This window comes from Gluconobacter sp. DsW_056 (genome assembly GCF_002153595.1).
In the GTDB taxonomy this organism is placed as follows: Bacteria; Pseudomonadota; Alphaproteobacteria; order Acetobacterales; family Acetobacteraceae; genus Gluconobacter; species Gluconobacter albidus.
In genome coordinates this window covers 212,119-224,604 of sequence record NZ_JOPF01000010.1, presented here as the reverse complement: position 1 = coordinate 224,604, position 12,486 = coordinate 212,119, and the positions used below count along the sequence as shown (strand labels likewise).

Sequence of the window (12,486 nt, the reverse complement as noted above, 5' to 3'; positions counted from 1 at the left end):
TGACCGGAAAAGTCACATTCCGCTCTGGTCATGCCGTTTTGCGGGCCCTCTTTCGGGAAGAAAATTACATCCCAACCGGATAATTCGGACCGCCGCCGCCTTCGGGCGTGCACCAGTCGATGTTCTGCGTCGGGTCCTTGATGTCGCAGGTCTTGCAGTGCACGCAGTTCTGGGCGTTGATCCGGAGCTGCCAGGCATTTTCGCCCGTCTGTTCCTGTTCATACACACCGGCCGGGCAATAACGGCTTTCGGGCGAATCGAACACGTCGTGATTGACGGTCTGCCAGACGGACTCGTTGCGGAGTTTGAGGTGAACCGGCTGGTTCTCCTCGTGATTCGTGCTGCTCAGGAAGACCGAACTGACGCGATCGAAGGTGATCTTCCCGTCGGGCTTAGGATAGTCGATTTTCGTGCACAGCGAAGCCGGACGCAGCGTTTCGTTATCGGCATGTGGGTGATGCAGCGTCCAGGGGGCACGGCCGCGCAGGATCATGCTGTCGATGCCCGCATAAATCGCGCCGAGCTTCATGCCCCATTTTGCGAAGGCCGGGCGGATGTTGCGGACGTCGCGCAGTTCGGACCATAGCCAGGACTGCTGGACGCGCGCCGTCATGCTGGCGGCTTCCTTCCTGTCCTTTTCCAGAGCCTCGGCCACGGCCTCAGCCGCGATCATGCCGGATTTCATGGCCGTATGTGTGCCCTTGATCTTGGGCACGTTCAGGAAGCCCGCCGAGTCACCAGCCAGAACGCCGCCGGGGAAGGTCAGGCGCGGAATGGACTGGAAGCCGCCTTCCGACAGGGCTCGTGCGCCGTAGATCAGGCGCTTGCCGCCTTCGAAATGCTCCCGGAAGGCCGGGTGCAGCTTGGTCCGCTGCATTTCTTCGAACGGGGACAGATAGGTGTTGGCGTAATCGAGGCCGGTCACGAAGCCAAAGCTGACCAGATTTTCCCCGAAATGATAAAGCCAGGCGCCGCCATAGGTGTGATCGTCGAGCGGCCAGCCGAAACTGTGCTGCACGAGGCCCGGACGATGTTTTTCCGCCGGGATTTCCCAGACTTCCTTGACGCCGAGGCCATAGGTCTGCGGCTCCACGCCCTTGCGCAGGCCGAAACGCTTCATGGCGTGGCCGGTGAGGGAGCCGCGGGCGCCTTCGGTCAGGATGGTCTGCTTTGCGCGCAGGATCATGCCGGGCGTGAAGTTCGGCCCGTATTCGCCGTTGCGTTCGATACCCATGTCGCCCGTGATGACGCCAGCGACGTGGTCATTTTCGATAAACAGTTCCGCGCCCGAGAAGCCCGGATAGATTTCCACGCCCAGAGCCTCGGCCTGCTCGCCGAGCCAGCGGCAGACTTCGCCAAGCGAGACAACATAGTTTCCGTGATTGGCCATCTGCGGCATCACGCGGTCCAGATACGGAACGGCGAAGGAGCGCGTTTCGGTGAGGAACAGCATCCGCTCTTCCGTCACCTGCGTCCGCAGGGGGGCGTCCAGATCGCGCCAGTTCGGCAGAAGTTCATCGAGCGTGCGGGGCTCGATAACGGCGCCCGACACGATATGGGCGCCGATCTCGCTGCCTTTTTCGATCAGGCAGACGCCTGCATCCGGCATCAGCTGTTTCAGGCGGATCGCGGCGGACAGACCGGCGGGACCGCCACCGACCACCACGACATCGAATTCCATTTCTTCGCGTTCGATCTGGGTCATGATGTCAGGAAACTCGCTGAATAACTGGGATAAGGGTTTGGCGTGGGTTTCAGGGACGGCGCGTGAAAGTCCAGTAGAACGGCACGCGCCCTTCGCGGAAGGCCTTGGCTTCATAGCGTGTGGGCGACCAGCCTTCGGGACGTTCCTTGGCCGGGGGCGGCGCATCGAACAGATCCTGCTTGCCCATCACCTCCGTGACCCATTCCTGATAGACGGGATGGTCACTGGCGACGCGCCAGATGGCGCCGGGTTTCAGGACGCGGTGCATCTGCTTGATGTTTTCCGGATGCACGAAGCGGCGCTTGGCATGCCGGGCCTTGGGCCACGGGTCCGGGAACATCAGATACGCCCGGTCCAGACACGCATCGGGCATGTCCTTGAGCAGCAGGCGGGCATCTTCGGCCCAGATGCGGAAATGGGGAGGCGGCGTGGCTGTGTCTTCCTCACCTTCGGGCACGAGGCGCGAAAGCAGGGAGCACAGCCCGTTCTCGAAGACCTCGGAGGCGATATAGCCGACATCCGGGTTCAGTTCGGCCTGACCGACGGCATGTTCGCCGCCACCAAAACCGATTTCGAGAAAGACGCGCGAGACCGCATCGGAGAACCCCGCAGCGGGATTCTCCGGTGAAGTGAAGGAAAGCCGGGGCAGCGCCTTCTCAAGAAGGTGCTGCTGCCGGGCCCGGAGCGGATGGCCGCGTTGACGGCCATAAAGCCGCTCCGGCTGGGGTTTGAGAGACTCGACCAGGGGTTTTCTGCCAGATTACCGGTTCAGGGCGCCACGCAGCGTGGTGACCAGATCGGTCTGTTCCCAGGTGAAGTTGTCCAGAACCGGATCCGGCGCACGACCGAAATGGCCGTAAGCGGAGGTCGGAACATAGATCGGACGGTTCAGACGCAGATGCTTGCGGATGCCGCGCGGGGACAGGTCCACAACCTCGTTGAGGATCGCCCCCAGACGGGCTTCGTCCACGTCCTTGCCCGTGCCGTCGAGGTCAACATAGACCGAGAGCGGCTTGGACACGCCGATGGCGTAGCTGAGCTGGATCGTGCAGCGGTCGGCAAGGCCGGCAGCCACGACGTTCTTGGCGAGGTAACGTGCGGCATAGGCTGCCGAACGGTCCACCTTCGTGGGGTCCTTGCCGGAGAATGCGCCACCACCATGCGGGGCTGCGCCACCATAGGTGTCAACGATGATCTTGCGGCCCGTGAGGCCTGCGTCGCCGTCCGGTCCACCGATGACGAAGTTTCCGGTCGGGTTCACGTAGAACTCGTCTTCCGGGCAGGTCCAGCCTTCCGGCAGGATGCCGTTGACCACGTCGCGCAGGGTCTCGCGGATCGTGTGCTGGCTCATGCCTTCGACATGCTGCGTGGAAATCACGACGGACGTGACGCCAACGGGCTTGCCGTCGACATAACGCAGCGTGACCTGGCTCTTGGCATCCGGCAGAAGGCCGACGCCACGGGCATCACCGTTCTTGCGGTAGTCGCGGATGCGCTCGAGGATCGTCTGCGCATAGAACAGCGGCGCAGGCATCAGGTGTTCGGTTTCGCGCGTGGCGTAGCCGAACATGATGCCCTGGTCACCAGCGCCCTCGTCCTTGTCGCTGCCGCTGTCAACGCCCTGGGCGATGTCGGCGGACTGTGCGTGCAGGTAGGAGGTGATGTCGGCCTTCTTCCAAGAGAAACCTTCCTGGTCGTAGCCGATGTCCTTGATGGCTTCACGGGCGCGGTCGATCAGCGTGTCTTCGACCTCTTTGGGGCCGCGGACTTCACCGGCCAGGATGACGCGGTTGGTGGTGACCAGCGTCTCACAGGCAACACGCGCTTCCGGATCGGCCTGCAGATAGGCGTCCAGAACGGTATCGGAAATGCGGTCCGCCACCTTGTCGGGATGGCCCTCGGAAACGGACTCGGACGTGAAAAGGAAATCGCCGTGATTGCGCACTCAGGGACCTCGCAGGGAATGAGTGGTGAGAAGGGCCACAGCGTGCCTTGGCAGGCGGACTGTGGCATTCAGGGAGGGGACGGCTTGGCGGAATTGGGCGCAAGGGTCAAGGGGCCGTGTGAGGTCTGAACGCGGTTTTCTGCGGGAAAGTCCCGAAAATCAGCCTGAAATTACAAAAAAACCGGACAGAAATTACGAAAAAGAGAGCGCAGGCCCCCGTTTCATTTTTCAACGACACCGTTCATGCTGCGTTTACAGCCCCGTAACCGGCATTGCCTGTCAGGGGTACGGTTGTGGGCAAACAGGGAATTTGAGGCGTTTGGAATGTCGAATCAGTTTAGCGGTAAAGTTTGTCTCGTCACCGGCGCAGGTGGCAATATCGGTCTTGCGACCGCCCTTCGTTTGGCCGGGGAAGGAACGGCCATCGCCCTGCTGGACATGAACCGGGAAGCTCTGGAAAAGGCGGAAGCCGCCGTCCGTGAAAAGGGCGTCGAAGCCCGCTCCTATGTCTGTAACGTGACGTCCGAAGAGGCCGTGACCGAGACTGTGGACGCTGTGGTCCGGGATTTCGGGAAGATCGACTTCCTGTTCAACAATGCCGGGTATCAGGGCGCGTTCGCCCCTGTTCAGGATTATCCGTCCGAGGATTTCGCGCGCGTGCTGACGATCAACGTCACCGGCGCCTTCCATGTCCTCAAGGCCGTTACGCGCCAGATGATCGCCCAGAACTATGGTCGTGTTGTCAACACGGCCAGCATGGCCGGTGTGAAGGGGCCGCCAAACATGGCCGCCTACGGTGCCTCCAAGGGTGCCATCATCGCCCTGACCGAAACCGCCGCGCTGGATCTCGCGCCATACAACATCCGCGTGAACGCCATCAGCCCCGGTTACATGGGCCCCGGTTTCATGTGGGAGCGTCAGGTCGAACTTCAGGCCAAGGTCGGAAGCCAGTATTTCTCCACCGATCCCAAGGTGGTGTCCGAGCAGATGATCGGCAGCGTCCCGATGCGCCGTTATGGCGACATCAACGAAATCCCGGGCGTGGTGGCGTTTCTGCTGGGGGACGATTCCAGCTTCATGACGGGTGTGAACCTGCCGATTGCCGGAGGTTGATTACTGGTGGTTGATCGGGGAGTCCGGGCTTTGCCCGGACCCGGCAGGGATCTTGATCCCTGCACCCTGTTTTAGGTTCAGGGTTTTAAGGCGTCTGCCATTGTGTAGAGGCCTGCAGGGCGTCCGGCGAGCCATTTTGCGGCGAGCAGGGCGCCTCTGGCGAAGACCCTGCGGTCCAGTGCGCGATGGGACAGGGTGATCTGTTCGTCCGCCGCCATCAGGACCAGGTCATGTTCGCCCACGATCTGCCCGCCCCGCAGGGAGGCGAATCCGATCGCTCCGTCCGGGCGCAGACCGTTCTGGTCGGTCCGGGCCACGTCTTCGAGCGCGACTCCACGCCCTTCCGCTACGGCCTTTCCGATCGCCAGTGCCGTGCCGGATGGCGCGTCCAGTTTCTGGCGGTGATGAACCTCCAGAATTTCCGCATCATAATCCGGCAGTCCTGCGCCAAGCTGCCGGGCCAGTTCCAGAAACAGCGTCAGTGCGGGTGAGAAATTGGCGGCCTGAAGGACGGGAATATGCTGCGCCGCTGCGTTCACGGCGTCCTGCGCGCCCTGGTCGAGCCCGGTGGTTCCCAGAACCCATGCACATCCGGCCTGCGCGAAGGCCGCCGCATGGGCCGGGACCGTCGTGGCGTGGCTGACATCAATCACCACATCGCAGTTCTTCGCGAGCGTGGCAGGGTCGGTTGTGATGTTGCGTTGGGCGTCTGCGGTGCGGGAGAGGCCGCCGATGAGGGCGTTGCCTGCTTCTTCGGCGCAGAGCGTTCCAAGCCGGCCCGTAATGCCGGCGATACCAATGCGGGGAGCGGAAATCAGGGTCATGGTCGGTCCATCAGAACGGAAAAATCAGATGTTGGCGTCTAGCCGGGCGTCAAAACGGCTGCGGGCGGCCTCGATTTCGGGCCGGTTGGACAGCGCCCACTGACCGAAGGCCTCCGTCAGCGTCCACAGCGATTCCCCGAGCGTCGTGAGTTCATAATCCACGCGCGGCGGAGTCGTCGGGGTGACGGTCCGCAGGACGAGGCCGTCGCGCTCCAGATTGCGCAGGGTGAGCGTCAGCATCCGCTGCGAAATCCCGTCGATCGCACGGCGCAGTTCGCTGAAACGGTGCGGCCCGCGTCCGAGCGATTTGACGATCAGGATGCTCCACTTGTCCGTCGTGCGGGCAAGAATGGAGCGGATGACGGCGCAGGCATCCTCGTTCTGCGAGCAGTCCAGAGTGGCCGTATTCGGCCCTGCGGATGGCTTGGGGGGAGAAACGGTATCACTGACGCGAACATCCATGTGCCTATGGCTCCGGAATGTGCCTTCTTGCGGCGGGGTTCAAAGGTTCCTTATCTGGTGCTGGTTACGATCAGGAACCGGAAAGATCAAAATGAAACTTCTTCACATCGATTCCAGCATTCTCGGTGACAGCTCTGCCAGCCGTCAGGTCAGCGCCGCCGCTGTCGCCCAGTTCCGCAAGAAAGACCCGTCCGTCGAGGTCATTTCCCTCGATCTCGCCAGCGATCCGCTGCCGCATCTGGATGTCGAAGCGCTGTCCTGGCTGGGCAAAGAGCTGACGCCGGATGTGTCGGCCCGTCCCGAACTGGTCGCCAGCGCAAAGGCTCTGAATGATTTCAAGGCGGCGGATGTCGTCGTCATCGGCGTGCCGATGTACAACCTGTCGATTCCCAGCCAGCTCAAATCCTGGATCGACCGCATTATGGTGGCGGGTCAGACCTTCCGCTATGGCGCGGGTGGGATCGAGGGTCTGGCCAAGGGCAAGGCAGTCGTGCTCGCCGTGGCGCGTGGCGGCCTGTATGGCGAAGGCTCGCCCGCAGCGTCCTTCGAGCATCAGCTCAGCTATCTGAAATCTGTCTTCACCATGATCGGCATTACGGACATCACCGTGATTGAAGCCGAGGGTCTCGCCACGAATGGCGGTGCCGACCGTGCCCGCATTCTGTCGGACGCGGAACAAAAAGCCAGCGCGCTCTAAGGTCTTCTGGCTCTCCGGCCGGTCGTTTTTTTTACAAGGCGATCGGCCGGAATTTAGGGCCGGAGTTTCAGTATCGGGCACGGCCCGGAGGCGTCCGGAAAATCAAGATTTCCGGAAAGTGAATGGACCTTTTGCGCGTCCGTGCGTCATGTCGTGTGAACGCAAGACTGCACAGATCCGAGGAGCCTTTCATGAGCCAGCAGAATTTCCGCAGCATCCTGACGGGATCGTTCTCGACACCCTGCGATGACAACCCCACCGTTGCCATGATCGAGGCGGCCTACCGGCACCACGATATTGATGCCCGCTACATTAACTGCGACGTCAAGGCCGAGGGTCTGAAGGACGCCGTGGCGGGCGCGCGGGCCATGGAATGGGTCGGGTTCAACTGTTCCCTGCCGCACAAGGTCGCGGTGATCGAGCATCTGGACGAAGTTGCCGAATCCGCCCGGATCATCGGGGCCGTGAACTGTGTCTCCATCCGCGATGGCCGTCTGATCGGCGACAATACGGACGGCAAGGGCTTTCTGGCCTCTCTCAAAAAGGTCACGGACCCATCCGGCAAGAAAGTCCTGCTTCTGGGGGCAGGTGGTGCCGCGCGCGCCATCGCCGTGGAACTGGGTCTGGCCTCCGCCGCCCATATCACCGTCATGAACCGCGACCCGAAGAAAGCCGAAACCATCGCTGCCCTCGTTCGGGACAACACGTCGGCCAAGGCGGACGTTCAGGCTTGGGAGGGTGACGCCAGTGTGCCGGAGGACGTGGACATCTTGATCAACGCGACGTCCATCGGTCTGGGGGATTCCGAAACCATGCCCCCGCTGAAGGTCGAGACCCTGCGCAAGGGGCTGATCGTCGCTGATGTGATCCCGAACCCGCCCAGAACGCGCCTGCTGCGCGAAGCGGAAGGCAAGGGCTGCACCGTGCTGGATGGGCTCGGGATGCTGGTCAATCAGGGCGTGATCGGCGTGGAGCACTGGCTGGGCAAGACGCTGGATGCCGGGGTGATGGAAAAGACCCTGAAGGATATTTTCGGCGCGGCCTGACATAAAAAACCCCGGTGCCTTCAGGGAGGGCACCGGGGTTTTTCGTGAGCCTGATAAAGATCAGCGGCCGTCGAAGAAGTCGCGGACCTTGGCGAAGAAGCCGCTGCTCTCGGGGCTGCCTTTGGCGTGGTCGTCCCCGGCTTCCTTCTCGAATTCTTCAAGAAGCTCGCGCTGGCGCTTCGTCAGATGGCTCGGCGTTTCGACCGAGACCTGAATATACATGTCCCCACGGGCCGAGGAGCGCAGGACCGAGAAACCCTTGCCGCGAAGACGGAACGTCTCGCCCGTCTGGGTTCCGGCAGGGATGCGGACCTTGCTGCGGCCGCCATCCACAACCGGTACTTCCACTTCCGTGCCCAGAGCGGCCTGAGTCATGCGCAGCGGAACGCGGCAGTAAATGTTCGCGCCGTCGCGCTGGAAAATGTCATGCGACAGAACAGAGATGTGGACATACAGATCGCCCGGCTGCACGCCTTCACCTCCAGCTTCGCCCTTGCCCGCCATGCGGATGCGGGTGCCATCCTCGACGCCGGCGGGGATGTCGATGCTGATGGTCTCGGTCTTCGCCTGCGTTCCCGTGCCGTGACAGACCTTGCACGGATTGGCGACGGTCCGTCCCGAACCATGACAGGTCGGGCAGGGGCGCTCGACTAGGAAAAAGCCCTGCTGCGCCCGGACCTTCCCCGCGCCGTGACAGGTCGGACATGTGGTGCTGCCCGCCTTGGGATCGGCCGAACCCGAACCGTGGCAGGATTCGCAGGCCACGCGGGTGCGGACCTCGACATCCTTCTTCACGCCCGTGAAGGCTTCCATCAGTGTGATTTCGACCTGAACCTGGACATCCGCCCCGGTCCGGCGTCCACCACCCCGACGGCCGCCCATCATGTCTCCGAACATCTGGTCGAAGATGTCGCCCAGACCGCCTGCACCGGCAAAACCACCGCCGAAGCCGCCACCCATTCCGCCCATGCCACCTTCGAAGGCATCATGGCCGTACTGGTCATAGGCGGCGCGCTTCTGCGCGTCCTTCAGGACATCATAGGCTTCGTTGATTTCCTTGAACTTCTGCTCGGCGGCGTCATCCCCCGGATTGCGGTCGGGGTGAAAGCGCATGGCCTGCTTGCGGAAGGCTTTTTTCAGCTCGTCCGGCGAGGCCGTGCGGGAGACTTCGAGGGATTCGTAATAGTCGATTCTGGTGGCCATGTTCGGTCCTTAGGGGGCGTTCCGGAAGGCGGTCCCTGTTATGGGCCGGAAAAACAAGAATGGCGCCCACCCCCTTGCGGGAACGGGCGCCCTCGGAAAACAGGGCCGGACGGAGCGTTCGGCTCCATCCGGGAAAGTCACCCGATCAGTTCTTCTTGTGATCGTCTTCGAGGTCTTCGAAGTCGGCATCGACGACGTTGTCGTCCTTCTTTTCGGCTTCCGGAGCAGCAGCGCCTTCAGCACCCTGACCGGCCTGATAGACAGCCTGACCAACCTTCATGGCAGCCTGCGTCAGCTTGTCGCTGGCAGCCTTCAGGGCCTCGAGGTTGTCGCCACCCAGAGCTTCGCGGGCTTCGGCAATAGCGGCTTCCGCTTCGGACTTGTCAGCCGCCGGAACCTTGTCGCCACCTTCGGTGATGGACTTCTCGGTCTGGTGGATGAGGCTTTCCGTGCTGTTGCGCAGCTCGACCAGCTCACGCTTGGCCTTGTCGGCGGTCGCATTGGCTTCCGCGTCCTTGACCATGCGGTCGATGTCGGAGTCAGACAGACCGCCAGAGGCCTGGATCTTGATCTGTTGTTCCTTGTTCGTGGCCTTGTCCTTGGCGGACACGTTCACGATGCCGTTGGCGTCGATGTCGAAGGTGACTTCGATCTGCGGCATGCCGCGCGGCGCCGGAGCAATGCCCTGAAGGTCGAAGTTGCCCAGCAGCTTGTTGTCAGCCGCCATCTCACGCTCGCCCTGATAGACCTTGATGGTCACGGCGTTCTGGTTGTCTTCGGCCGTGGAGAAGGTCTGGCTCTTCTTGGTCGGGATCGTCGTGTTGCGGTCGATCAGACGGGTGAACACGCCACCCAGCGTTTCGATACCCAGCGACAGCGGTGTCACGTCGAGGAGCAGGACGTCCTTGACGTCACCCTTCAGGACAGCGCCCTGAACGGCAGCACCGATGGCGACCACTTCGTCCGGATTGACGTTGCGGGCCGGTTCCTTGCCGAAGAATTCCTTAACCGTTTCGATGACCTTCGGCATACGCGTCATGCCGCCAACGAGAATGACTTCGTCGATCTCGCTAGGGGAGACGGACGCATCCTTGATGGCTGCACGGCACGGGCCGAGCGTACGCTGCACCAGATCATCGACGAGGCTTTCCAGCTTGGCGCGGGACAGCTTGACGACGAGGTGCTTCGGGCCGGAGGCATCAGCCGTGATGAACGGCAGGTTGATCTCGGTCTCCTTGGAGGAGGACAGCTCGATCTTGGCCTTTTCGGCGGCTTCCTTGAGGCGCTGCAGGGCGAGTTTGTCGCCACGCAGGTCGATGCCCTGCTCTTTCTTGAACTCGTCAGCCAGGAAGCCGATGATGCGGTTGTCGAAATCTTCACCGCCCAGGAACGTGTCGCCGTTCGTGGACTTCACTTCGATCACGCCGTCGGAGATCTCGAGGATGGAGACGTCGAACGTGCCGCCACCAAGGTCATACACGGCCACCGTACCGGAATCGCGCTTGCCAAGGCCATAGGCGAGGGCTGCTGCGGTCGGCTCGTTGATGATGCGCAGAACTTCGAGGCCGGCGATCTTGCCAGCGTCACGCGTGGCCTGACGCTGGGCGTCGTTGAAGTAGGCCGGAACCGTGATGACGGCCTGGGAGACGGTCTCGCCGAGATAGCTTTCGGCGGTTTCCTTCATCTTGCCCAGAACATAGGCTGCGATCTGCGACGGAGCATACTTCTCGCCGCGGGCTTCGACCCATGCGTCGCCGTTATCGCCACGGACGATGCCGTACGGCACCATTTCCTTGTCCTTCTGGACGGTCGGGTCGTCGTAACGACGGCCGATCAGGCGCTTGACGGCGTAGAGGGTGTTGGCGGGGTTGGTCACAGCCTGACGTTTCGCGGCCTGTCCGACGAGACGCTCACCCTTGTCGGTGAAAGCGACCATGGACGGCGTCGTGCGGGCGCCTTCGCTGTTTTCGATCACCTTGGTTTCATCACCCTCGCGTACGGCAACGCAGGAGTTGGTGGTACCAAGGTCAATGCCAATGACTTTGCTCATGTAAAATCAGTCCTCTCAGCGGTCCGTCCCGGCCCTGTGAGGCACCGGATCGAACCCTATTGACGTCCCCAGACCCTCACGGGCCTGTGTTTCGACTACTGATCTAGGCAAGGCTGGAAGGTGTTTCAAGCACTTCGACGACACATTTCGTCGAGAATCTTGTCCCGCCGGGTCCTGAAAGGAAAGATGGCGGTTTCAGATATGCGCATCGCCCTTTAGTAAGGTCGGGCCTTCCGCTTTGCCTGCCAATGGGACAGTCTTCACACAGCCATGCCGAATCATTCCTACTTTCGTGCCACGCTGCTGGCTGTCCTGACCTGTTTTTCCGCAACCGGGCTGTCTGCCTGTGGCCCGATGGGGCCGGGAAAGCTGCGCAATGACCAGCTCGAATATTCCCGTGCGCTGGGGGATACCCAGAAGCACGAGATGCTGCTCAACATCGTGCGGCTGCGGTATGCCGATCCGCCGACCTTCCTCGATACGACACAGGTGATTGCGGGTTACAGCGTTTCCAAGAGCGTCAGCGGCGGTTTCTATGCCTATCCGGCGACGGCCGTGGGAAACTACCTGTTCGGGACAGGGACGATGTCGATGGGGGAAAGCCCGACTTTCACCTATCAGCCCGTGACGGGCCAGCAATACGCCGAGAACGTGGTCCGGCCGATCTCGCCAACCGTCATCATGCCTCTCAGCCTTGGCGGTCTGCCGATCGACACGCTGCTGCGTCTGACGGCGCAGTCCATTGACGGCCTCTCCAATGTGCGCGGCCTTGGTGCGGGGCCGTTTGGTGGCGGGTCCGTACGGTTCTATCTGCTGCTGCATGACCTGAGGCAGCTTCAGGTCGCGGGGGCCATGACCATCCGGATCACGACCGATCCTCCGACACCGCCGGACAGCAAGAAGACCGGTGGAAAATCCGACGGTAATGGCGGAGGCAATGGCGGTGGGCCCGGTTCCGAACGCTCCTATCTTGTCCTGACGTCTACCTCTGAAAGCAATCTGCTCGCCATTCAGGCGGAAGTGCGCCGTCTGCTGCATCTCGATCCGACGGCGGAAGAAGCCGAGATCGTTTATGGGCCTTATCCCAAACATCCAGGCCAGATTGCGATCCTGACGCGCTCGATGCTCGCGATGCTGACGCAGCTCGCCTATGAGGTCGAGGTTCCGGAAGACGACATCAAGGCTGGTCGCACACCGCCGACGATCGGTCAGGTTGGAATCGAGAACCGGCCGGAAGTCGTGATCCATTCGGGCAAGGAAGAGCCTGACGGTTCCTATGCTGCCGTCAGTTATCACAATGCATGGTTCTGGATCAGCGACCGGGATTTCCAGAGCAAACTGGCCTTTACGATGGTGCAGGTTCTGGCGGCTCTTGCGGCGACCAACCATACGGGCGGAGCGGTTGTCACGATTCCGGCTGGGTAATAGGAATAACGTTTAT

General features: G+C 61.8%; 11 protein-coding genes. 4 read left to right on the top strand and 7 right to left on the bottom strand.

All coding sequences use genetic code 11. The features are described 5' to 3' along the window. Positions 1-64: 64 nt before the first annotated feature. From HK22_RS10755 to metK, 3 genes are read right to left on the bottom strand one after another with little or no spacing between them, the layout of a single operon-like run. Positions 65-1,705 carry an electron transfer flavoprotein-ubiquinone oxidoreductase gene (locus HK22_RS10755; RefSeq protein ID WP_086649235.1) on the bottom strand — a complete coding sequence of 547 codons (1,641 nt, stop codon included), beginning with the start codon at positions 1,703-1,705 and terminating at the stop codon, positions 65-67. Positions 1,706-1,754: 49 nt separating this feature from the next. After that, complete coding sequence (locus HK22_RS10750) at positions 1,755-2,450, bottom strand: tRNA (guanosine(46)-N(7))-methyltransferase TrmB (protein ID WP_077803481.1); 696 nt, start codon at positions 2,448-2,450, stop codon at positions 1,755-1,757. 15 nt (positions 2,451-2,465) lie between these two features. Continuing rightward, a complete protein-coding gene (gene metK, locus HK22_RS10745) occupies positions 2,466-3,650 on the bottom strand; it encodes a methionine adenosyltransferase (protein WP_086649234.1) in 1,185 nt (394 codons plus the stop codon). A gap of 324 nt (positions 3,651-3,974) precedes the next feature. On the opposite strand from metK, the gene HK22_RS10740 reads away from it, so the two are divergent. Beyond that, positions 3,975-4,763: an SDR family NAD(P)-dependent oxidoreductase gene (locus tag HK22_RS10740; RefSeq protein ID WP_062031111.1), complete on the top strand. Its 789-nt coding sequence runs from the start codon at positions 3,975-3,977 to the stop codon at positions 4,761-4,763. Positions 4,764-4,840: 77 nt separating this feature from the next. Here HK22_RS10740 and dapB read toward each other — a convergent pair whose 3' ends face one another. Both dapB and HK22_RS10730 read right to left on the bottom strand, forming a co-directional pair. Then, positions 4,841-5,587: a 4-hydroxy-tetrahydrodipicolinate reductase gene (gene dapB / locus HK22_RS10735; protein ID WP_086649233.1), complete on the bottom strand. Its 747-nt coding sequence runs from the start codon at positions 5,585-5,587 to the stop codon at positions 4,841-4,843. A gap of 24 nt (positions 5,588-5,611) precedes the next feature. Beyond that, positions 5,612-6,049 carry a helix-turn-helix domain-containing protein gene (locus HK22_RS10730; protein ID WP_233142573.1) on the bottom strand — a complete coding sequence of 146 codons (438 nt, stop codon included), beginning with the start codon at positions 6,047-6,049 and terminating at the stop codon, positions 5,612-5,614. Positions 6,050-6,140: 91 nt separating this feature from the next. On the opposite strand from HK22_RS10730, the gene HK22_RS10725 reads away from it, so the two are divergent. Both HK22_RS10725 and aroE read left to right on the top strand, forming a co-directional pair. After that, positions 6,141-6,746 (top strand): FMN-dependent NADH-azoreductase, encoded by a 606-nt coding sequence (locus HK22_RS10725; protein WP_062031114.1) that lies wholly within the window; start codon positions 6,141-6,143, stop codon positions 6,744-6,746. Between the two features lie 191 nt (positions 6,747-6,937). Beyond that, the gene (aroE, locus tag HK22_RS10720; RefSeq protein ID WP_086649232.1) at positions 6,938-7,792 is read left to right on the top strand and encodes a shikimate dehydrogenase; all 855 of its coding nucleotides are present in this window, start codon (positions 6,938-6,940) and stop codon (positions 7,790-7,792) included. A 60-nt stretch (positions 7,793-7,852) separates the two neighbouring features. Here the strand turns inward: aroE and dnaJ are convergent, their stop codons facing one another. After that, a complete protein-coding gene (gene dnaJ, locus HK22_RS10715) occupies positions 7,853-8,995 on the bottom strand; it encodes a molecular chaperone DnaJ (RefSeq protein WP_062031118.1) in 1,143 nt (380 codons plus the stop codon). Positions 8,996-9,140: 145 nt separating this feature from the next. Beyond that, entirely contained in the window at positions 9,141-11,045 is a 1,905-nt protein-coding gene (gene dnaK / locus HK22_RS10710; protein WP_062106664.1) for a molecular chaperone DnaK, read from the bottom strand. A gap of 270 nt (positions 11,046-11,315) precedes the next feature. Here dnaK and HK22_RS10705 point away from each other — a divergent pair, with 270 nt between their 5' ends. Continuing rightward, positions 11,316-12,470, top strand: coding sequence for a hypothetical protein (locus HK22_RS10705; RefSeq protein ID WP_197460351.1), 1,155 nt, complete (start codon positions 11,316-11,318; stop codon positions 12,468-12,470). The last annotated feature ends 16 nt before the right edge of the window (positions 12,471-12,486 follow it).

What these genes read in the sequence shown, in the direction of transcription:
- HK22_RS10755 (WP_086649235.1), bottom strand. Translation starts at nt 1,705, where the DNA reads ATGACCCAGATCGAACGCGAAGAAATGGAATTCGATGTCGTGGTGGTC.
- HK22_RS10740 (WP_062031111.1), top strand. Translation starts at nt 3,975, where the DNA reads ATGTCGAATCAGTTTAGCGGTAAAGTTTGTCTCGTCACCGGCGCAGGT.
- dapB (WP_086649233.1), bottom strand. Translation starts at nt 5,587, where the DNA reads ATGACCCTGATTTCCGCTCCCCGCATTGGTATCGCCGGCATTACGGGC.
- HK22_RS10730 (WP_233142573.1), bottom strand. Translation starts at nt 6,049, where the DNA reads ATGGATGTTCGCGTCAGTGATACCGTTTCTCCCCCCAAGCCATCCGCA.
- HK22_RS10725 (WP_062031114.1), top strand. Translation starts at nt 6,141, where the DNA reads ATGAAACTTCTTCACATCGATTCCAGCATTCTCGGTGACAGCTCTGCC.
- aroE (WP_086649232.1), top strand. Translation starts at nt 6,938, where the DNA reads ATGAGCCAGCAGAATTTCCGCAGCATCCTGACGGGATCGTTCTCGACA.
- dnaJ (WP_062031118.1), bottom strand. Translation starts at nt 8,995, where the DNA reads ATGGCCACCAGAATCGACTATTACGAATCCCTCGAAGTCTCCCGCACG.
- dnaK (WP_062106664.1), bottom strand. Translation starts at nt 11,045, where the DNA reads ATGAGCAAAGTCATTGGCATTGACCTTGGTACCACCAACTCCTGCGTT.
- HK22_RS10705 (WP_197460351.1), top strand. Translation starts at nt 11,316, where the DNA reads ATGCCGAATCATTCCTACTTTCGTGCCACGCTGCTGGCTGTCCTGACC.